Source organism: Sinorhizobium fredii (assembly GCF_002944405.1).
GTDB lineage: Bacteria > Pseudomonadota > Alphaproteobacteria > Rhizobiales > Rhizobiaceae > Sinorhizobium > Sinorhizobium fredii_C.
Genome location: NZ_CP024307.1, coordinates 2566851 through 2586572, shown reverse-complemented (window position 1 = coordinate 2586572; position 19722 = coordinate 2566851). Strand labels below are relative to the sequence as shown.

Annotated in this window: 18 protein-coding genes; 4 read left to right on the top strand and 14 right to left on the bottom strand. The window is 63.4% G+C overall.

The genetic code is table 11. The features are described from left to right. Positions 1 to 179: 179 nt before the first annotated feature. Positions 180 to 1724, top strand: a complete 1545-nt coding sequence (locus NXT3_RS12715) for a trimethylamine methyltransferase family protein (RefSeq protein ID WP_176536493.1) — start codon at positions 180 to 182, stop codon at positions 1722 to 1724. Between the two features lie 7 nt (positions 1725 to 1731). On the opposite strand, the gene NXT3_RS12710 is transcribed toward NXT3_RS12715, so the two are convergent. Then, a complete protein-coding gene (locus tag NXT3_RS12710; protein WP_234819730.1) occupies positions 1732 to 2175 on the bottom strand; it encodes an Lrp/AsnC family transcriptional regulator in 444 nt (147 codons plus the stop codon). 113 nt (positions 2176 to 2288) lie between these two features. On the opposite strand from NXT3_RS12710, the gene NXT3_RS12705 reads away from it, so the two are divergent. After that, positions 2289 to 2873 carry a cysteine hydrolase family protein gene (locus NXT3_RS12705; protein WP_104839450.1) on the top strand — a complete coding sequence of 195 codons (585 nt, stop codon included), beginning with the start codon at positions 2289 to 2291 and terminating at the stop codon, positions 2871 to 2873. On the opposite strand, the gene NXT3_RS12700 is transcribed toward NXT3_RS12705, so the two are convergent. The 8 genes from NXT3_RS12700 to NXT3_RS12670 form a co-directional block, all read right to left on the bottom strand. After that, positions 2874 to 3392 carry a hypothetical protein gene (locus NXT3_RS12700; protein ID WP_097525289.1) on the bottom strand — a complete coding sequence of 173 codons (519 nt, stop codon included), beginning with the start codon at positions 3390 to 3392 and terminating at the stop codon, positions 2874 to 2876. It abuts the gene before it with no gap. A gap of 175 nt (positions 3393 to 3567) precedes the next feature. After that, on the bottom strand, positions 3568 to 3720 hold the full coding sequence (locus tag NXT3_RS31660) for a hypothetical protein (RefSeq protein WP_157213155.1): 153 nt from the start codon (positions 3718 to 3720) through the stop codon (positions 3568 to 3570). A gap of 356 nt (positions 3721 to 4076) precedes the next feature. Continuing rightward, positions 4077 to 5504: a gamma-aminobutyraldehyde dehydrogenase gene (locus tag NXT3_RS12695; RefSeq protein ID WP_097525290.1), complete on the bottom strand. Its 1428-nt coding sequence runs from the start codon at positions 5502 to 5504 to the stop codon at positions 4077 to 4079. A 25-nt stretch (positions 5505 to 5529) separates the two neighbouring features. Then, positions 5530 to 6345: an ABC transporter permease gene (locus NXT3_RS12690; RefSeq protein WP_037415236.1), complete on the bottom strand. Its 816-nt coding sequence runs from the start codon at positions 6343 to 6345 to the stop codon at positions 5530 to 5532. Continuing rightward, complete coding sequence (locus tag NXT3_RS12685) at positions 6335 to 7285, bottom strand: ABC transporter permease (RefSeq protein ID WP_037415239.1); 951 nt, start codon at positions 7283 to 7285, stop codon at positions 6335 to 6337. The genes NXT3_RS12690 and NXT3_RS12685 overlap by 11 nt, the downstream gene beginning before the upstream one ends. After that, positions 7282 to 8280, bottom strand: coding sequence for an ABC transporter ATP-binding protein (locus tag NXT3_RS12680; RefSeq protein ID WP_037415242.1), 999 nt, complete (start codon positions 8278 to 8280; stop codon positions 7282 to 7284). Before NXT3_RS12680 ends, NXT3_RS12685 begins: the two co-directional genes overlap by 4 nt. Before the next feature lie 201 nt (positions 8281 to 8481). Next, a complete protein-coding gene (locus NXT3_RS12675) occupies positions 8482 to 9642 on the bottom strand; it encodes an ABC transporter substrate-binding protein (protein ID WP_097525292.1) in 1161 nt (386 codons plus the stop codon). Between the two features lie 121 nt (positions 9643 to 9763). Further along, positions 9764 to 10672 carry a LysR family transcriptional regulator gene (locus NXT3_RS12670; RefSeq protein WP_037415247.1) on the bottom strand — a complete coding sequence of 303 codons (909 nt, stop codon included), beginning with the start codon at positions 10670 to 10672 and terminating at the stop codon, positions 9764 to 9766. 120 nt (positions 10673 to 10792) lie between these two features. Between NXT3_RS12670 and NXT3_RS12665 the strand changes: the two genes are divergently transcribed. Further along, positions 10793 to 11728 carry an alpha/beta hydrolase gene (locus tag NXT3_RS12665; RefSeq protein ID WP_097525293.1) on the top strand — a complete coding sequence of 312 codons (936 nt, stop codon included), beginning with the start codon at positions 10793 to 10795 and terminating at the stop codon, positions 11726 to 11728. After that, positions 11725 to 12138 (top strand): ACT domain-containing protein, encoded by a 414-nt coding sequence (locus NXT3_RS12660; RefSeq protein ID WP_097525294.1) that lies wholly within the window; start codon positions 11725 to 11727, stop codon positions 12136 to 12138. The genes NXT3_RS12665 and NXT3_RS12660 overlap by 4 nt, the downstream gene beginning before the upstream one ends. 175 nt (positions 12139 to 12313) lie before the next feature. On the opposite strand, the gene NXT3_RS12655 is transcribed toward NXT3_RS12660, so the two are convergent. The 5 genes from NXT3_RS12655 to NXT3_RS12635 form a co-directional block, all read right to left on the bottom strand. Beyond that, positions 12314 to 14311: a CocE/NonD family hydrolase gene (locus NXT3_RS12655; RefSeq protein ID WP_104839449.1), complete on the bottom strand. Its 1998-nt coding sequence runs from the start codon at positions 14309 to 14311 to the stop codon at positions 12314 to 12316. An 86-nt stretch (positions 14312 to 14397) separates the two neighbouring features. Then, positions 14398 to 16029, bottom strand: a complete 1632-nt coding sequence (locus tag NXT3_RS12650; RefSeq protein WP_097538054.1) for an ABC transporter ATP-binding protein — start codon at positions 16027 to 16029, stop codon at positions 14398 to 14400. Further along, positions 16022 to 16849 carry an ABC transporter permease gene (locus NXT3_RS12645; protein WP_037415257.1) on the bottom strand — a complete coding sequence of 276 codons (828 nt, stop codon included), beginning with the start codon at positions 16847 to 16849 and terminating at the stop codon, positions 16022 to 16024. Before NXT3_RS12645 ends, NXT3_RS12650 begins: the two co-directional genes overlap by 8 nt. Further along, positions 16846 to 17958, bottom strand: coding sequence for an ABC transporter permease (locus NXT3_RS12640; protein WP_037415259.1), 1113 nt, complete (start codon positions 17956 to 17958; stop codon positions 16846 to 16848). The genes NXT3_RS12645 and NXT3_RS12640 overlap by 4 nt, the downstream gene beginning before the upstream one ends. Positions 17959 to 17960: 2 nt before the next feature. Beyond that, positions 17961 to 19550, bottom strand: a complete 1590-nt coding sequence (locus NXT3_RS12635) for an ABC transporter substrate-binding protein (RefSeq protein WP_037415261.1) — start codon at positions 19548 to 19550, stop codon at positions 17961 to 17963. Between the last annotated feature and the right edge of the window lie 172 nt (positions 19551 to 19722).

Sequence of the window (19722 nt, the reverse complement as noted above, 5' to 3'; positions counted from 1 at the left end):
TTACTGCTAGATCAGGCGAAAAAGGATGGCCCCTTATCCGCCTGCTGGCACCTTCTCCCCGTCGTGACGGGGAGAAGGGACAAGCCGCGACGCCTCACCCTGACCCTCTCCCCGCGTGCGGGGAGAGGGTCAGGGTGAGGCGCAACGAGTAAGACGACGAACGCCATTGGGAGATGATGATGGCTGACGAATGCGCAGTTGCGGTTTCGAGACGGTCCGGCGGACGGGCGGCGCGTGTGGCGCTGCGCTCGTCACCGCTTGCGGAAAACATCCGACCGGTGCGCCCGGGTCTTTCCGGCGGCCAGTACAAACCGCTGACCGAGGCGGGTGTGAAGCGCATTCATGAGGCGGCGCTCGATGCGCTGGAGCAGATCGGCCTGGCCAATGCGCCGAAATCCGGCATCGAGATCATGACCGGCGCCGGCGCCATTCTCGGCGACGACGGGCGCATCCGCTTCCCGCGTGCGCTGGTCGAGGACATGCTGGCGATTGCCGCGCGTGACATTACGCTATACGCCCGCGATCCGAAGCAGGATCTCGAGCTCACCGGCACGCGTGTCTATTACGGCACGGCCGGGGCGGCGGTGCACGTTGTCGATGTCGAAAAGCGCGAATATCGCGAGTCGACCACCAAGGACCTCTTGAACGCCGCCCAACTCGTCCATCATCTCGACAATGTGCACTTCTTCCAGCGCGCCATGGTCTGCCGGGACATTCCCGACAATTTCCTGATGGACATCAACACGCTCTATGCCTGCTGCGCCGGCACCACCAAGCATGTCGGTACCAGCTTTTCCGATCCGTCGCATGTGGAGGGCTGCTTCGATCTGATCCACATGATCGCCGGCGGAGAGGACAAGTGGCGCGCGCGGCCCTTCGTCTCGAATTCCAACTGCTTCGTCGTGCCGCCGATGAAATTTGCGGAAGAGAGCTGCACCACGATGGAGAAGTGCATCCGCGGCGGCATGCCCATCCTACTGCTTTCGGCCGGGCAGGCGGGGGCAACCGCGCCGGCACCGCTCGCAACCGCGATCGTCCAGGCGGTCGCCGAATGCCTGGCGGGCGTCGTCTATGTCAATGCAATGTCGCCCGGTCATCCGGCCGTCTTCGGAACCTGGCCGTTCGTTTCAGACTTGAGAACGGGTGCGATGTCCGGCGGCTCCGGCGAGCAGGCGCTGCTGACGGCCGGCTGCGCCCAGATGCACCAGTTCTATCGCTTGCCGGGCGGCGCCGCCGCCGGCATTGCGGATGCGAAGCTTCCCGACATGCAGGCTGGCTGGGAACAGGCGATCTCCAACGTCATGGCGGGGCTCTCGGGCCTCAATATGGTCTATGAAGCGGTCGGCATGCATGCTTCGCTGCTCGGCTTCTGCCTGGAATCGCTGGTCCTCGGCGACGATCTGCTCGGCCAGGTGCAGCGCTGCATCCGCGGCATAGATGTGACCGAGGATTCCGTCTCGCTCGACACCATGCGTTCCGTCTGCCTCGACGGCCCAGGCCACTATCTCGGTCATTCCCAGACGCTGGGGCTGATGCAGACGGAGTACATCTATCCGGCGGTGGCCGACCGAACGAGCCCGAAGGAATGGGTGGAGATCGGCCGACCGGATCTCGTCGCCCGCGCCATCGAGAGGAAGAATCGCATTCTCGGCGAGGCCGCGCCGTCCGTCATTGCGCCCGAAATTGACCGTGCCATCCGCGAAAAATTCAGGATCTATTGCTGAAGAAGGCTCAGCCGCGCCGGTCGAAGTGCGTCCTGAGCGTCACATGTGTCTGGACGGTTGCGACACCCGGAATGATGGCGATCCGCCGCCGGATCATGTCGAGGTCATCGTTCGAATCGCATTCGACGAGCAGCATCAGGTCCGTCGCGCCGGCAAGTGACCAGCAACTGACGACGTGCGGCATGCCCGAAAGGTGCGGCACGACATGGTCGCAATTCTTACCGGGATGGAAGGCGACGGCAACAAGTGCGCGCACCATCGGGGCCTTCTGCTCTGCGCCGAGCCGGATCGTATAGGCGGCGATGGCGCCCCTGGTTTCAAGCCGGCGCAGCCGTTCATGCGTCGCACTGCGCGAAAGGCCGGCATGACGGGCAAGCGCCACCAGGCTCTGGCGAGAATCCTTGTGCAATGCCGCAAGCAGCAGGCGATCCTTCTCATCAAGTTCGGTCAATTCGTCGTCCTCGGCCGCCTGTGCCGGACAAATGTCCGGCGGGACGGCATCATGCCCAATGAAACCGCACGATAAGGCAGTTAGCGTCTCCGGACAACGAAGGAGCCGATCTCATGAACAGCTTGAAACTGCCGGAAAATGCCGTCCTGATCCCGATCGACATGCAGCGCGCCTTTGATGCGGTGCCCTGGCCGCCGCGCTGGAATGGACGCGTCGATGAAAACGGGCTGACAGTTCTCGCCGCCTGGCGCGCGGCGAAGCGGCCGATCATTCATGTGCGGCACGACAGCATCAAGGAAGGCTCGACGTTGCATCCAGAGCAGCCGGGCAACGCCTTTCGCCCAGGCTTCGGCCCGATGGGAGGGGAAAGCCTCGTCACCAAGAGCGTCAACGCGGCCTTCATCGGCACGGATCTCGATCTGAGGCTCAGGCGCCTTGGAGCCGATACCGTCGTGATGTTCGGCATCTCGACCGACATGTGTGTCTCGACCTCGGTGCGGGTCGCTGCCAATCTCGGCTATCGCGTGTTCCTCGTCGAAGACGCTTGCGATTGTTTCGATGTGGCGGATGGCGCGGGCGGCGTGATTGCGGCGCGGGAAATCCACCGTGCGCATGTGGCGACACTCAGGGCCGAGTTTGCCGACGTCGTGACGACTGGCGAATTGCTGAGCGCGCTCGGAGCTATAAAGGCGGCGTGATCATCGCGCCGTAGCACTCTTCGCCTCCACGATCCGATAGCTCCATCTGGGTGCCTTTGGGATCTCGTCCGGGCGGAAGGGAAAGGTGAGAAACGTCTCGAAGGGGCGGGTCTCGCCGCCGGGCACGCGCACCAGCACCAGCGCCGTGTCGTCGCCGACCCGCCTGCAGGCGCCTGCCGAGCAATCCTCGAGCGTGACCGTCAGGCGGAAATATTCCAGCGTGATTGCCGAGGTGTTTCTGGCCGTCCCATGCAGTCGATAGCTGCGCTCCGACTGGTTTCGCTCGAAGGCGAGGTTCTCGAGGACGATGTCTGAAGGAACGATCCCGGCCGGGGGCGGGGAGGGGGCGGGTGCAGCCGGTTCGGGTGTGCTTTCACTCAGCCAGATCAGAAAGGCGGCGGCAAGCCCCACGGCGACCGCAATGGAGAGGACGGGCTCTACCCAACTCCGAAAGCGGCCATAGCGGGCCGCGAGATACACGATCACCAGGCCCAGGAGTAACGCAATCACCCACAGCATAAAGACCCTCCTACAGCGGCGGCCGTCCACCAGGACGCGCAAGGGGTCGCTGTAGCGCTTTGAATTACTGCATGCTTTTTCCGCTAAATCGAATCCGATTTACATACTGTTCGAGCAAAGCTGGCATTGCCGCCCCGACCGAGCGGGGAAATCGCTACGACGCGCCTGCGTTCGTTCATTTCTTCAGGCTGATCCAGTAGGCCCCGTCGAAGGGAACAGCCGCAAAGCGCATCTTTTCGTTGCACCAGGCATGCGGACCGGCAAAGGCCGCCGACAGGCCCTTCGCCCCCGCGGCCTCCGGCATGCTGATGGAGCTGCCCGTCGTCACGGCGTCACCCGTCGTGGCGCCGTGAGCTTATCCATTGGGCGCTCGATGTCGCGCTTTTAGAAGCAGCGGTGGTTGGCTTGGCTGGGCATTGCAACTGCAGCCTTCTGGACAGTGAGCTTGTAAGATGAGCTATTCACTCATGATTATTGCGCGCGCAACAGGATTTTGTGAGAATCCACTCATGTTTTTGCGCTTGTGGGAAATGTGCAACAACACGCTGCGCGGGTGGCAAAGACGCTACCGCAGGGTACGGGCAATTAGCCGATCGGGGAAAACGCCCGCCGCCGGAGAGTGGCGACGGGCGGCGAGCATTTTCATCTGGTCTTGCTTGCCTACGACACGGGCGACAAGCGGCCTTATCCGTGGTTGATCATGATATGCCGAACGGCGGTGTAGTCCTCCAGCGCGTAAACCGACATGTCCTTGCCATAGCCTGACTGCTTGACGCCTCCATGCGGCATCTCGTTGGTCAGCATGAAATGCGTGTTGATCCAGGTGCAGCCATATTGCAGGCGGGAGGCGGCCCTCATCGCCTTGCTGATATCCTTCGTCCAGACGGAGGAGGCGAGGCCGTAATCGCTGTCGTTTGCCCAGGCGACGACATCGTCCGTGCCGGAGAAACGGGTGACCGACACGACCGGACCAAAAACCTCGCGGCGAACGATCTCGTCCTCCTGGGTGGCACCGGCGACGACCGTCGGCTGAAAGAAGAAACCGTCGTCGCTGCCCGTGCCGCCGCCGGTGGTGATCTCGATATGCTTCTGGTCTGATGCCCGCTCGACGAAGCTCGCGACGCGATCGCGTTGCCGCTTGGAGATCAGCGGTCCGATCTCGTTCTCGGTATCGTCGGCAAGGTTGTAGCGGATGGTCGATACGGCAGATGTCAGATCGGCGACGAGCTTGTCGTAGATACCGGCCTCCGCATAGATGCGGCAGGCGGCGGTGCAGTCCTGGCCGGCATTGTAATAGCCGAAGGTGCGGATGCCGTTCACGACCGCTTCCAGATCGGCGTCGTCATAGACGATGACCGGCGCCTTGCCGCCGAGTTCGAGATGGGTGCGCTTGACCGTCTTGGCGGCGGCGGTGAGCACCTTCTTGCCGGTGGCGATATCGCCGGTGATCGACACCATCGAGATCTTGGGATGGTTGATCAGCGCATTGCCGACCGTCTCGCCGCGGCCAGCGATGACATTGACGACACCCTCGGGAAGAATATCGGCCAGCAGCCGCGCAAGCTTCAGCGCCGTCAGCGGCGTCTGTTCCGACGGCTTGAAGACGACGGTGTTGCCACCGCCGATTGCCGGCGCCAACTTCCAGGCCATCATCATCAGCGGATAGTTCCAGGGGGCGATCGAGCCGACGATGCCGATTGGGTCGCGGCGGATCATCGAGGTATGGCCCGGAAGATATTCACCCGCCGTGGGCGCGTGCAGGTTGCGAACCGCGCCCGCGAAGAATCGCCAGCAATCGATGATCGCCGGTAGTTCGTCATTCTTCACCGCGTTGATCGGCTTGCCGCAGTTCAAGGCTTCGAGTGCTGCGAAGTCGTCGGCGTTCCTCTCGATCGCGTCGGCGATCTTCAGCAGATGGTTCGAGCGTTCCGCAGGCGTCGTCTGCGACCAGGTAACGAAGGCGCGTTCGGCCGCGTCGACGGCGGCGTCGATCTGCGCATGGGAGGCTTCGGCGAGGTCGATGATCCTGGCGCCCGTCCGCGGGTTCAGGATGTGCTCCTCGGCCTCGGTCCCGGCTTCGAAACGAGATCCGATCAGGAGTTGGGTGTCCATGTCTGTTCTCCCTTTATGTTCGATATTATTTGCCGGCGCCGGCGATCTGGTCGCCGTCGCGGGTGAGGTAATAGGCGCCGAGGATCGGCAGGAAGGTGACGATGACGACGATCATCGCGACGACGTTGGTCACCGGCCGCTGGCGCGGGCGGATCAGCTCTTCGAGCATCCAGATCGGCAGGGTTGATTGCTGGCCGGCGGTGAAGGTCGTCACGATCACCTCGTCGAAGGAAAGCGCGAAGGCGAGCATGCCGCCGGCAAGCAGCGCCGTGCCGATGTTCGGCAGGATCACGTAGCGGAACGTCTGGAAGCCGTCGGCGCCGAGATCCATCGAGGCCTCGATCAGCGAGCCGGAAATCCGCCGGAAGCGGGCGATCGCGTTGTTGTAAACGACGACGATGCAGAAGGTGGCGTGGCCGAGCACGATCGTCCAGAACGAGAACGGGATGTCCGCGATCGAGAAGGCCGAGCGCAGCGCAATGCCGGTGATGATGCCGGGAAGCGCGATCGGCAGGATGACCAGCAGCGACACGGTTTCGCGGCCGAAGAAGCGCGTCTGGCTGACCGCGGCGGCGCAAAGGGTGCCGAGGACGAGTGCCGCGGCGGTGGCGACCGCGGCGACCTTGACGGAGAGGGTGAGAGCCGCCCAGACATCCGGCCGGTTCCAGGCGACGGCAAACCATTGCGTCGTCAGCCCCGGCGGCGGGAACTGATAGGTCTTTTCTTCCGTCGTGAAGGCATAGAGGAAGATCAACAGGATCGGCAGGTGCATGAAGGCAAGGCCGGCGGCTGCGGCAATCTTCAGGCCAAGGGGCGCGCGATTCATCTTCTCAGAGCGCATCGAAGGCCCCCATGCGTCTGGCCATCCAGAGATAGGCGCCCATGATGACGATCGGCACGACCGTGAAGGCGGCGGCGAGGGGGATGTTGCCGGCCGTGCCCTGCTGGGCGTAGACCGCCTGGCCGATGAAGAGCCGCGACGAACCGACGATCTGCGGGATGATGTAGTCGCCGAGAGTCAGCGAGAAGGTGAAGATGGAGCCGGCGACTATGCCTGGCAGTGCCAGCGGAAAGAGCACATGGCGGAAAGTCTGCGCCGGCGTACCGCCGAGGTCGGACGAGGCTTCGACTAGGTTGGCCGGCACGCGCTCCAGCGCCGCCTGGATCGGCAGGATCATGAAAGGCATCCAGACATAGACGAAGACGATGAAGGTGCCCGTGTAACTGACCGACAGCGAATTGCCGCCGACGACCGGCAGCGAAAGCCAGGCATCGAGCAGCCAGAGAAGGTTCAGCTTCTCGAAAAACCAGGTGAGGATACCTTCTTTCGCAAGGATCAGCTTCCAGGCGTAGACCTTTACGAGATAGCTCGACCAGAGCGGCAGCATGACCGCCAGATAGAAAAGCGCCTTCCATTTGCCGCGCGCGTAGCGGGCCGCATAATAGGCGATTGGAAAAGCGATGAACGCCGAGACGAGCGTCACCAGTGCCGCCATCGAAACGGTGCGCAGGATGATGTCGAGATTGGCTTCGCTGAACAGCTGCCGGTAGGTCGCAAGCGTGAACTCGTAATTGATGAGTCCGGAAAACTCGTCGATCGAGAAGAAGCTCTGGAGAAGCAGCGCGAAAAGCGAGCCGAGATAGCCGATGCCGAGCCACAGCAAAGGCGGCCCGAGCAGCACCGTCAGGAGCAGAGGCGGGTGCCGCCAGAAGAAGTCCGAGAGACGGCCGGTTGTGCTGCGGCGCTCCGGAAGGACGAAGCTTTCGGCAACAATCGTCATGCGTCCTCCATCGGGTGAAGGTCGCGGGCGGCGAAGCTGATCGTGACCGGGCTGCCCATCGCGGGCACGCTCTGCGCCGCGGGACTGGCGACGGCAATGCGGTTGCCGTCGACATCGACGACAATCCGGTTGGTCGCGCCGAGAAAGCTGCGGCCGGCGACGATGCCGGAGAGGCTGAGGGCGCCGTCCGCCGCCGGCGCGAGCGCAACCGACTCCGGCCGAAGGCTCGCGAAGGAGGATTTCAGACCGAGCCTCTGGCAGAGCTTGGCAGAGAGCACGTTCGACGAGCCGACGAAATCGGCGACGAAGCGGGTCTTCGGCTGGTTGTAGACCTCTTCCGGCCGCCCGAGCTGCTGGATCCGGCCTTCGTTGAAGACGGCGATCCGATCGGCCATCGACAATGCCTCGCCCTGGTCGTGGGTGACGAAGACGAAGGTGATGCCGAGCGATTTCTGCAGGCTCTTCAACTCCTCCTGCATCTGCTCGCGCAGCTTCAGATCGAGCGCGCCGAGCGGCTCGTCGAGAAGCAGCACCTTGGGGTTGTTGACGAGGGCGCGGGCGAGTGCCACCCGCTGGCGCTGGCCTCCGGAAAGCTGACCGGACCGGCGCGCGCCGTAGCCGGGCAGCTTGACCATGGCGAGCGCATCTTCCGCGGCTTTGCGTCTTTCCTCGCGGCCGACTCCTTTGACCATCAGCCCGTAGGCGACGTTGTCGAGAATCGAGAGATGCGGGAAGAGGGCATAGTCCTGGAAGACGGTATTGACGCTGCGGCGGTAGGGCGGCACGCCCTCGGCGGTTTCGCCGAAGATCTCGATATGGCCCGTCTTCGGCTGCTCGAAGCCGGCCATCAGTCTCAGGCAGGTCGTCTTGCCCGAGCCGGAGGGCCCGAGCATCGCGAAGAATTCGCCCTCGGCGATCGAGAGGTTGACGCAATCGACGGCGCGCACCGCACCAAAATGGCGGGAAACATTGTCGAAGAGAACGGCGGTGGTCATGGAAATGCTCCGGGATTCTGGCCCCTCATCCCGCTGCCGCGACCTTCTCCCCCGCGAGCGGGGAGAAGGGACCTGCGGTCGGTGCGGCATGCAGGATCGACTCCCTCCCCCTTGTGGGGAGAGTTGGGGAGGGGACTTTGAGACGAACCTCTCCCGGCCCTTTGGGCCACCCTCCCCACAAGGGGGAGGGAAAGCGGCGGTTTACCGGCCGCCGATCACGCCGATATAGTCGGACACCCAGCGGTGATAGGGCACGCATTCGCTCTGGCTTGCGCACCTGGCCACGGGCGTCTTCCAGAACTTGACCTTCTCAAAGTCGTTGTAGCCGTTGGTGGCGCAGCCCTCGTCGGTCAGGAGCTCGTTGCCCTTGCAGGCGGCGCCAACGGAGGGGTTGGCGCCGAACCAGGCGGACACGTCGCCCTGGACCTTCGGCGAGAGCGTGTGCTCCATCCACATATAGGCGCAGTTCGGATGCTCGCTCTCGGCATGCAGCATGGTCGTATCCGCCCAGCCGGTTACTCCTTCTTCCGGAATGACCGAGGAGATCGGCAGCTTCTCGGCCTGCATCAGGTTGACCTGGAACGGCCAGGAGCCGGACGCGACCACGCCTTCGTTCTTGAAGTCGTCTATCTGGATCATCGCATCGTGCCAATAGCGGCCGACTAGCGTGCGCTGCACGCGAAGCAGGTCGAGGGCCGCCTTGTACTGGTCCTCATTGAGCTCATAGGGATCCTTGATGCCGAGCTCCGGCTTGTGGGCCATCAAGTAGTTGGCCGCGTCGGCGACGTGGATCGGACCGTCATAGGCCTGGATGCGGCCCTTGTTGGACTTGCCGTCAGGCAGCGTCATCTCCTCGAAGACGACATTCCAGCTTTTCGGCGGCTGACCCTTGAAGGCTTCCGTGTTGTACATCAGCACGTTCGGGCCCCAGACATAGGGCGTGCCGTAATGGACGTCGTTGACCGTGTGCCAGGGCGCGTTCTGCATGCGCTCGTCGATGGTCTTCCAGCTCGGAATGAGGCTGGTATTGATCGGCTGGACGCGCTTGCCGGCCACCAGCCGAAGCGAGGCGTCGCCGGAGGCGGTGACGAGGTCAAAGCCGCCCTCGTTCATCAGCGCCACCATTTCGTCGGAAGTGGCGGCGGTCTTGACGCTGACCTTGCAGCCGGTCTTCTTCTCGAATTCGGTGACCCAGTCGAAGTTCTTGTCGGTCTCGCCGCGCTCGATATAGCCGGGCCAGGCTACGATAGAGAGCTCGCCCTCACCCTGGCCGAGCTCCTTTTGCGGCTCCAGGGCAAGTGCCGGGGCAACGAGGCCGAGCGTAAGGGTAAGCGCCGTGCAGGATTTCAACATCTGCTTCATTGAAGTCTCCCCAGTTATGCCGCGTCCGCGGCCTTGTTCCCTGGGATGAAGCGTGCCTCTATTTCTCCGTATTCGCAAATTCATTAATCAGAATGGCGTTATCGGTTTTCCCGATATCAATTCACCGTGGACGGGCACTGCGAAGGGCTTCGGCGATGCCGACGAAATCGCGCGCCGATTGCGGCAGGCTTGACCCTTTGCGCCACACCATGCCGACCTGCACGACCGGCAAGGCGCCGGAAACGTCGCGGCTCTCGATACGGTCTCCTTCGAGCGACCAGGGGCGATAGACGAGGTCCGGCAAAAGCGCGATGCCGGCGCCGGTGGCGACCAGGCTTCTGACCGCCTCGACCGAGCGGGTGCGGAAGGCGACATGCGGCCGGGCGCCGAGCGCCGTCAGCAGCTTGCCGGTGTTTTCCTCGATTTCGTCGACCGTCAGCATGATCAGCGGCTCCCTGGCGATATCCTCGACCGAGATGATGTCGGCGCTGACGAGCGGATGGCCGATCGGCAGCCAGAGCCGGTAAGGCGAGGTTTCGAGGATTTCCGCCTGCAGCGCCATCCGGTCGCGCAGGTTGGAGATCACCATCACGGCGACATCCAGCTCGCCGCCGACCAGCAGGTGCTCGAGATAGGAGCCGTTGTCCTCGATGGCACTCACCTCGACTCCGGGGCAGGCGCGGCGATAGCGGGCCAGCAGGTCGGAGAGCACGTAGCCGGCGACGAGCGAGGTGACGCCGAGATTAAGCCTGCCGCCGCGCTCCTCGCGGCTATCGGAGAAGCTGCGCCGCGCATCGGACACATCGGCGAGAATCTTCGTCGCATGACGGAGGAACTGGTGACCGTTATGGGTGATCGACAGGCCGCGCGGATGCCGGTCGAAGAGCTCGACGCCAAGATCTGTCTCCAACTCCTTGATCGCTTCGGTGATCGATGACTGCGAGATCGACAGGTTCTGCGCTGCGCGGGTGACCGTGCCCTGTTCGGCGACAGCGACGAAATATTGCAATTGCCTGAGTGTGAATGCCATGAGCGAATTAACACCGGGCGACAAGCGGATGGCAAGCCGGCCGATGCAGCGCCACGATTTGGCGCAGCTGGTCGTGCATGGCGGCAGGCCGGTGCTAAGGTGGGCTCAAGGGAGCGCAGGATGGATTCGAGACGATCAAGACCGATGCCGACGGAGCGCGAAATCCTGGCATTCCACGAGCGCTGTGAGGCGTTCTACCCGGCCGATGCCGTGACCGCTTCGATCTCACAACAGCGACAATGGTACGACGCTCTGTGTGCGGAGTTCGACGCGCCGTCGCCGGAGGGGCTGACAAGGCGCGATGCGCTTGTAGCCAGGCGGATTCCGATCCGGCACTATCGGCCGGCGGAGGTCGCGACCGCGGTGCGCGTGCTCTATATCCATGGTGGCGGCTTTGTCGTCGGCTCGCTCGAGAGCCATGATGCGATCTGTGCCGAGCTTGCGCATGGAGTGCGGGCTGAGCTGATTTCGGTGGACTATCGGCTCGCGCCGGAGCATGTCTGGCCGGCGGCTTTCGATGACTGTTCCGCCGTGCTCGAAAGCCTGCTTGCCGATGGTCGGCCGCTCGTCGCTGTCGGCGACAGCGCCGGCGGCAATCTGGTTGCGGGCATCGTGCTCAAGGCGAGGGCCAGAGGGCTATCCGGCATTATCGGCCAGGCGCTGGTCTATCCCGGCCTCGGCGGCGATCTCGTTAGCGGTTCCTATGCCGAGATGGCGGAGGCGCCGGGCCTGTCGACGACCGACGTGGCCTATTATCGCGAGGTACTGAAGGCCCCGGCCGACGATGTGTTCGCCTACCCGTTGAAAGCGGCCGAACTGTTCGATCTGCCGCCCACCTATATCACCGGGGCGCACTTCGATCCCTTGCGGGACGATGCGCGAGGCTATGCGGTGCGCCTTGCGCAGGCAGGCGTGGACGTCACCTATCGCGAAGAGCCGCAGATGATCCATGCCTGGCTCCGGGCACGGCACATGAGTCCAGGCGCCCGCGAAGGGTTTGACCATCTGGTTCGTGGTGTGGCACGGCTGGTTGGGGCCCCTCTGAGGCAACCATGAGCGGAGACACCGATCTGCGGCACCTGCTCGGCGGGATGAACCCGATCCTGGGCGAAGGCGAGTATGTCTACTGCACGGTCGAGGGCGATGCCGCGTTCTGGTTTGCCCTTGAACCGATCGGCACCTTCCGCGAGGTGGAGGGGTTGACGCTGATACTCGAACGCTCGAAGGCCGATGCGGCCAGACTTTCCTACGGCCCGGTGCTGCGACAGATAACGCTCAGCGTTCATTCCGCACTTGAGGCGGTGGGTTTGACGGCGGCTGTTTCAGCGGCACTCACTCGGGCCGGCATCAGTGCCAATGTCGTGGCCGCGTATTATCACGACCACATCTTCGTGCCGGCGGCGGATGCGGAGCGGGCGCTGGAGGCGTTGCAGGAATTGAGCCGCGAGACCAACGGAATTCAGTGACTTTGCCCCTCACCCGAGCCCGGTCACGACGGGGGAGGAGACACCGTCGCGGGCGCCGCACTTTCCATCTTCACAGGCGCGGAATGGTGGTCGAGCGATCTGCGAGTCCCTTCTCTTCGCGTGCGGGGAGAAAGTCGCGGCAGCAGGATGATGGCCGCATGCGCTCAGCGGTCCCTTACATGAAATCCCGCTTAATCCGCTTCTCGAAGATCTTCTCGAAGATCTTCTCTTCGCCCTCGAAAGCCTCGATCTTGGCCGATGTGACCCACTCGCTTTCCGTGCAGCCGAGCCGGGAGGTCGAAACGGTCTTCAGCGACTGCTCGCCGCGCCTGGCGATGCAGGTCCAGGTCGAGAGGCCCGTCATCGAATGCGGATCACTGGGGGCGATCGACCAAACCTCGTCGCGGATGTCACGCGTGGCGTTGCCGGTATCGGGGTGTTCGACGAGGCCGGTGTCTTCGTAGATCCGATAATGCGTTACACCCTTGGCCATATCGCGCTCGACGCTGCGGCGGGTTTGCGCCGGCGAATGCTCGATATAGGTGGGTAGAGGGTTGGGATTGGTCGGCTGCGGCACGACGATCTCGCGGTGCTCGCCGAGGAGCGGCAGCGACAGCGAGAGGCTCGCGGTATCGATGGTCAGGCCGGGATCGGTGGGCGGCGGCAGGATCATCGGCCAGTAGGATGTCGAGAGCGACAGGCGGATGCGATGACCCGCGCGAAAGCGATAGCCGCAGGCATCGAGCACCAGCGTGATGCGTGTCTTGTGGTTCTTTTGCATCGGCATCGGCTTTGCGTTGCCGTTGCGGTGGGCCAGGTTGAGGACGCCGAAGGCGACGCGGGTTGCCGTGCCGTCCGGATGAATGTCGACGAGACGGGCGACAAGATTGGCCGTCTCCGCGCTGCAGGCGACCTCCAGAGTGAGGGCCGGTTCTCCGAGGTAGTCCTCCGCTTCGAGCAGGGGATGGCTATCGAAGGTGAGGGAACCCGCATCGTCGATACGCTGGTCGCCGGCCATCTCGGCATCCGGCTTCAAGGTGAAATATTCGCCGGCGGCCGTGCCGGTATCGAGCGGCGAGCGGAGATAGATGTCGCCGATCCCCTTCTTGGCAGCGGCCCCGGTCACGAGGCTGCCGTCGCTCGATACCGTGAAGCTGCGCGCGTCGGGGGTGTTCCAGACGTCCTTGGCAATCCAGCGGCCGGGATCTTCGTTGCGTCTCAGCGCCGGCTTCGGGCCATCGAGAATATAGGCGCGGATCTGCGGTAACCTTTCGGCACCGTTTCTCTCATCGCGCAGCCAGCGGTTCCACCAGCGGATCGCCTCGCTGTGAAAATCCGCCCGCGGCTTCGGCCAGGCGAAATGCGGGTATTTGTGAACCCATGGTCCGATCAGCGCCTTGGCCCTGTCGCCGAGCCCCTCGATCGCCTTGATCGGCGTATTGCGGTAGCCGTCGGCCCAGCCGGCGATCACGAGAGCGGGTACCGGGAAGCCTTCGAAATCCTCGGCTATGGAGCCGTGGCGCCAAAAATCGTCGCGGCGCTGGTGCTCGAGCCATTCCTCCAGGAAGAAGGGCTCGTTCTCCAGCCGCTCCAGCCACATTTCCTTCCAGCGCTCGCCGACGAGCTCCGGATCGGGCGAGCGCGACTGGTAGGCGAGCATGGTCGCGGCCCAGGAAAGCTGCGCCGAAAGATGGCAGCCGTTCTTGTAGTGGATGTCGTCATTGTAGCGGTCGACGGTCGAGGCGATCGAGATGACGGCCTTGAGCGCCGGCGGTTTCAGAGCGGCCACCTGCAGGCAGTTGAAGCCGCCCCAGGAGATGCCCATCATGCCGACCTTGCCGTTTGACCAGGGCTGCGTCGCGATCCATTCGATGATTTCGCAGCCGTCGGAGAGTTCGCGCGGCGTATATTCGCCGTCGATCACCCCTTCGGATTCGCCGCAGCCGCGGATGTCGACGCGAACGCCGGCAATGCCGGCCGCGGCGAAGACCGGATAGGTGGATTCGTCGCGGGCGCAGGTGCCGTCGCGCTTGCGATAGGGCAGGTATTCGAGCACCGCCGGGACCGGATTCTGCTCGGTTCCCTCCGGCATCCAGATGCGCGCCGCCAGCCGGGTCCCGTCCTTGAGGGTGATCCATTCGTTTTCGATGACGGTGAAGTTGCGATCGGACACGTTTATATTCTCCCGATTTTCTGCGCGTGAGCGATCTACAGCGGATCGGAGTGAGTGTGCGGGACGGAGGCGCCCCGCTCTCCGGGTCAATTCCCCGCACTCTCCATGCGTCTGGTCTTAAGCACCCGTTCGAGCCAGCCGATTTCCATTTCCGGCACCGACTTCAGGAGGAGGTCGGTGTAGTCGTCGAAGGGCGCCGAGAGCACCTTCGACTTCGGCCCGAAGCGCACCAGCCGGCCGCGATGCATCACGGCCACGCTGTCGGCGATCGCCCGGACGATGGCGATGTCGTGGGTGATAAACAGATAGGAAACAGCGGTTTCCTCCTGAAGCTTCATAAGCAGATTCAGGATGCCTTCGGCGACCAGCGGGTCGAGCGCCGAGGTCGGCTCGTCGCAGAGGATGAGCTCCGGCCTGGCGGCGAGCGCCCGGGCAATCGCGACGCGTTGCTTCTGGCCACCGGAGAGTTCGGCCGGGTAGCGATCGAGGAAGCGTGAGCCCATCTCGATCTGATCGAGCAGTTCCCCGACGCGCTCGGTCTTCTTCGCACCGTGCATGCCGAAATAGAAGGAGAGCGGCCGGCCGACGATGTCGCGCACCGTCTGGCGCGGATTCATGGCCGTGTCCGCCATCTGGTAGATCATCTGGATACGGCGCAGTTCCTCGTTCCTGCGGCCCTTCAGCGCCTTCGGCAGTTCCTTGCCGTCGAAGGTGATGCGGCCCTCCGTCGGCGGCAACAGCCCGGTGATGACGCGGGCGAGGGTGGATTTGCCTGAGCCGGATTCGCCGACGATCGCCAGCGTCTGGCCCTTCGACAGGTGCATCGAGACGTCGTGCAGCACCTTAAAGCCGTTGCCGTAAGCGGCATGGACATGCTCGATCTTGAGCAGCGTGCCGGTCTGGTCCGGAGCTTCGTCGCGTTTTGCCTGCCGGACGCTGACGAGCGCTCTCGTATAGTCCTCCTTCGGCGCCTCGATCACCTGCTTGGTCGTGCCGTATTCGACGGTCTTGCCGTGGCGGAGCACCATGATGTCGTCGGAGATTTGGGCGACCACGGCGAGATCGTGGGTGATATAGAGCGCCGCCGTATGGGTCTCTTCGATGGCGTGCTTGATCGCCGCGAGAACGTCGATCTGGGTCGTCACGTCGAGCGCCGTCGTCGGCTCGTCGAAGACGATCAGTTCCGGATTGGGGCAGAGGGCCATGGCGGTCATGGCGCGCTGCAATTGTCCGCCCGACACCTGATGCGGGTAGCGCTCGCCGAAACTCTCGGGATTGGGAAGTCCCAGCACCCGGAAGAGATAGAGTGCGCGTTTCTTCGCGTCCTCTTTCGACATGATGCCGTGGCGGAGCGACGCCTCGATCACCTGGTCGCCGAGCTTGTGCGCCGGGTTGAAGGCAGCCGCGGCGGATTGAGCGACATAGCAGACATGGCATCCGCGAACCGAATTGATGCCGCTGCGGTCGAGCTTCAGGATATCTCGGCCATTGAGCAGCACCTCGCCGCCGGTGATCCGCACGCCGCCGCGGCCATAGGCAAGCGCCGAAAGGCCGATCGTCGATTTGCCGGCGCCGGACTCTCCGATGAGGCCCAGCACCTTGCCCTTTTCGAGATTGAAGGAGACGCCCTCGACGAGCGTCACCACCTTCGGCGGCTCGCCCGGCGGATAGCTTGTCGCCTCGATCTTCAGGTTCTTGACGGAAAGCAGATCAGGCATCGCCGCGCCCTCCTTTCAGGCTCGAGGTGCGCTTCATCAGCCAGTCGACGACGAGGTTGACGCAGATGGCGAGCGTTGCGATCGCGGCGCCCGGCACGAGAGCGGCCGAGATGCCGAAGATGATCCCGTCCTTGTTGTCCTTGACCATGCCGCCCCAGTCGGCAGCCGGCGGCTGAATGCCGAGACCCAGGAAGGAGAGGGTGGAGAGGAACAGGATCGAGAAGGCGAAGCGCAGGCCGAATTCGGCCAAGAGCGGCGACAGCGTGTTCGGCAGGATTTCCCGGAAGATGATCCACAGCGAGCCCTCCCCGCGAAGCCTGGCCGCCTCGACGAATTCCATCACCGCGACGTCGAGAGCGACGGCGCGGCCGATGCGGAAGACGCGGGTGGAATCGAGCACCGCCATTACCAGGATCAGGATCCAGAGATGCTGCGGCAGGACCGCGAGCACGACGAGTGCGAAGATCAGCGTCGGGACTGCCATCATCAGGTCGTTGAAGCGCGAGAACAGCTGGTCGACGAAGCCGCCGGTGACGGCCGCCGTGAAGCTCAGGATCATGCCGAGTGCGAAGGAGATCAGGGTCGCCGCCAGCGCCACAAAGATGGTGGTGCGGGCGCCATAGATCAGACGCGACAGCAGGTCGCGTCCGAGATTGTCGGTGCCGAGCAGGAAATCGCCGCCGGCCGGCATCCAGATCTCGCCGACAACGTCGCGTTCGCCGAAGGGGGCAAGAATGGGGGCAAAGAGCGCGCAGACAATTGCCAGCGCAATGCCGGCGATGCCGATCCAGGCGCTGATGGGGATAGATCTGAAATTCATCGCGGGTGCCTCAGTCTCGGGTTGGCGAGAATGGCGAGGATGTCGGCCGCCATGTTGAGGAAGATGTAGAAGGCCGCGAAGATCAGCCCGCAGGCCTGCACGACGGGCATGTCGCGCACCGTCACCGCGTCCACCATGTACTGCCCCATGCCGGGATAGACGAAGACGACCTCGACGACGACGACGCCGACGACCAGATAGGCGAGGTTCAGCGCGATGACGTTGATGACCGGTGCCACGGCGTTGGGTGCCGCATGGCGGGCGATGATGCGGAAAGTGCCGAGACCCTTGAGCTCGGCGGTCTCGACATAGGCCGAGGACATGACGTTGAGGATCGCCGCCCGCGTCATGCGCATCATGTGGGCGAGAACGACGAGCACGAGGGTTGCGACGGGCAGGGCGATCGCCGAGAGCCGTTCGCTGAAGGTCATGCTGTCATAGACCGTCGCCGGGAATGTGGCGACCCCCAGTTGGACCGCGAAGAACATGATCAGCAGATAGCCGATGAAGAATTCCGGCAGCGATATCGCCGCCAGCGATATCACATTGATGATCTTGTCCGGCAGTCGATTGCGGAACTGCACCGCGAGCATGCCGAGACCGACGGCGAGCGGCACGGAGATGAGAGCCGCGAAAAAGGCGAGGAAGAGCGAATTGCCGAGCCTATTGCCGATCTGCTCGCTGACCGAATTCTTGCTCGCCCAGGAGGTGCCGAAATCGCCCTTCACCGCGCCGCCGAGCCAGTTCAGATAGCGCTCGCTCCAGGGCCGGTCGAGGCCGAGATCCTTGCGGATGTTCTCGACCGCCTGCGGCGTCGCCGACTGGCCGAGATAGGTGGTGGCGAAATCGCCGGGCAGCGCCTCGATGCCGCCGAAAATCATCAGCGACACGGCAAAAAGCAGGCCGACGCTGAGGCCGAGGCGCTGAAGGATCAGCGCCGCGAGAGGGCGGCGAAACACGAAACGCCGCCAGAACGATCCACCGATCTCGCCCGTGGCGGCGGCGGGGTTGGGCTTTGCTGGCACTCCGGAAAGATCGGCGGAGCGCGGGACTGTTTCACCCGCGACCCCATCGGTCAGGACCGGACCAGTGATCGGTCCGCTCTCCATGGTCAGGCGTCCAGCCAGACCCGGGTTGCGACATAGCCGTTCGACATGTCGTTGCCGATGTCGTGGACGTAGCCCTTCACCTGTTTAGTCGATGCGTTCACGAAATCGTTGAACATCGGCAGGATAACGCCACCTTCGTCCCGCACCATCATCGCTAGGGTACGATACATGTCCTTGCGCTTGGCCTCGTCTAGTTCGGAACGCGCTTCGAGCAGGAGCTTGTCGAAGTCCTCACGCTGGAAGCGGGTGTCGTTCCAGTCGGCGTTCGACAGATAAGCCGTCGAATACATCTGATCCTGGGTCGGACGGCCGCCCCAATACGACGTGCAGAACGGTTGGGCGTTCCAGACATTGGTCCAGTAGCCGTCGCCCGGCTCGCGCTTGACCTCGATCTCGATGCCGGCCTTCTTGGCACTCTCCTGGTAGAGGACCGCCGCATCCACCGCGCCTGGGAAGGCGACGTCGGAGGTGCGCAGCAATACCGGCCCGCTGTGGCCGGACTTCTTGTAATGGAAGGCTGCCTTGTCCGGATCATAGACGCGCTGCTCGATACCCTCCGGGAAGAGCGCATACGTGTCGTTGATCGGGAAGTCGTTGCCGATCTTGCCGTAACCGCCGAGGATGCGCTGGACCATGGTCTCGCGGTCCATGGCCAGCTTCAGCGCCATCCGAAGGTCGTTGTTGTCGAACGGCGCGGTGTTGCAATGCATGATGAAGACGTAATGGCCGCGGCCGGACGTGTTGAGGATTTCGACGGTCGGCGCGCGCTTCAAGAGGTTGACTGTCTTCGGATCGACGCGGTTGATGAAATGCACCTGACCCGAGGAGAGCGCCGCGATGCGTGCAGTCGCATCGTTCATGGCGATCAGTTCGATCGAATCCACATAACCTCTGTCCGTACGCCAGTCGTCCTGGTTCCTTTCGAAAGTGGCGCGCACGCCCGGTTCGAAGCTGGCGACTTTATAGGGGCCGGTGCCGATCATGGCGTCGGGGTTGTCCATGCCGCCGTTCGGTTGGATGACGAGGTGATAATCCGAAAGCAGCAGCGGCAGGTCGGCGTTGCCTTCCGTCAGCGTCAGCACGAGCTTGCCGCCGTCGGCCTTGATTTCCTTGATGGATTTCATCACGCCAAGGGCGCCCGACTCCGACTTATCGTCCGTGTGTCGCTGCAGCGTCTTGACGACGTCCTCTACCGTCAGTTCCTTGCCATCATGGAATTTGACGCCCTTGCGGATCGTGAAGGTCCAAGTGGCCGCGTCGGCGGAAGGCTCCCAGGACTCGGCAAGCGCCGGTACGGCCGCGCCGGTCGTCGGATGGCTCTCCACCAGCAGGTCGCCCCAGGTCCGAACGACGACGAACAGAAATTGCGAGAGTGCCTTTGCCGGGTCTTTCGAATCGGTTGCGGCCGCGCCTTCGAGACCGAGTTTCAGATGGCCGCCGCGCTTCGGCTCTTGCGCCGCGGCACTCGCCGCAAACAGCGTGTTGGCCGTCGATGCGGCAATGCCGAGGGCGGCAGCGCGCCCGAGAAATTCGCGGCGGTTCATTTTGCCCAGCATGATCTGTCGTGTCAGATAATCCTTGTAATCGCTCATTCCCCTGTTCCCTTTCGTTGCCGGCATTCGCCGTTCATTGTGGTTGGTAGAGACTGCGTATCGCCATCGTGAGATGGCCCAAGGCACTGTTCCGCTTGATGTCCTTCCTCCGTCCTCCCTCACCTGGGGGCGCTATGAGCTTCAACCATAAGGCTATCCTCTCGGCCGAAGC

What these genes read in the sequence shown, in the direction of transcription:
- NXT3_RS12715 (WP_176536493.1), top strand. Translation starts at nt 180, where the DNA reads ATGGCTGACGAATGCGCAGTTGCGGTTTCGAGACGGTCCGGCGGACGG.
- NXT3_RS12705 (WP_104839450.1), top strand. Translation starts at nt 2,289, where the DNA reads ATGAACAGCTTGAAACTGCCGGAAAATGCCGTCCTGATCCCGATCGAC.
- NXT3_RS12700 (WP_097525289.1), bottom strand. Translation starts at nt 3,392, where the DNA reads ATGCTGTGGGTGATTGCGTTACTCCTGGGCCTGGTGATCGTGTATCTC.
- NXT3_RS12695 (WP_097525290.1), bottom strand. Translation starts at nt 5,504, where the DNA reads ATGGACACCCAACTCCTGATCGGATCTCGTTTCGAAGCCGGGACCGAG.
- NXT3_RS12690 (WP_037415236.1), bottom strand. Translation starts at nt 6,345, where the DNA reads ATGCGCTCTGAGAAGATGAATCGCGCGCCCCTTGGCCTGAAGATTGCC.
- NXT3_RS12685 (WP_037415239.1), bottom strand. Translation starts at nt 7,285, where the DNA reads ATGACGATTGTTGCCGAAAGCTTCGTCCTTCCGGAGCGCCGCAGCACA.
- NXT3_RS12680 (WP_037415242.1), bottom strand. Translation starts at nt 8,280, where the DNA reads ATGACCACCGCCGTTCTCTTCGACAATGTTTCCCGCCATTTTGGTGCG.
- NXT3_RS12675 (WP_097525292.1), bottom strand. Translation starts at nt 9,642, where the DNA reads ATGAAGCAGATGTTGAAATCCTGCACGGCGCTTACCCTTACGCTCGGC.
- NXT3_RS12670 (WP_037415247.1), bottom strand. Translation starts at nt 10,672, where the DNA reads ATGGCATTCACACTCAGGCAATTGCAATATTTCGTCGCTGTCGCCGAA.
- NXT3_RS12665 (WP_097525293.1), top strand. Translation starts at nt 10,793, where the DNA reads ATGGATTCGAGACGATCAAGACCGATGCCGACGGAGCGCGAAATCCTG.
- NXT3_RS12660 (WP_097525294.1), top strand. Translation starts at nt 11,725, where the DNA reads ATGAGCGGAGACACCGATCTGCGGCACCTGCTCGGCGGGATGAACCCG.
- NXT3_RS12650 (WP_097538054.1), bottom strand. Translation starts at nt 16,029, where the DNA reads ATGCCTGATCTGCTTTCCGTCAAGAACCTGAAGATCGAGGCGACAAGC.
- NXT3_RS12645 (WP_037415257.1), bottom strand. Translation starts at nt 16,849, where the DNA reads ATGAATTTCAGATCTATCCCCATCAGCGCCTGGATCGGCATCGCCGGC.
- NXT3_RS12640 (WP_037415259.1), bottom strand. Translation starts at nt 17,958, where the DNA reads ATGGAGAGCGGACCGATCACTGGTCCGGTCCTGACCGATGGGGTCGCG.
- NXT3_RS12635 (WP_037415261.1), bottom strand. Translation starts at nt 19,550, where the DNA reads ATGAGCGATTACAAGGATTATCTGACACGACAGATCATGCTGGGCAAA.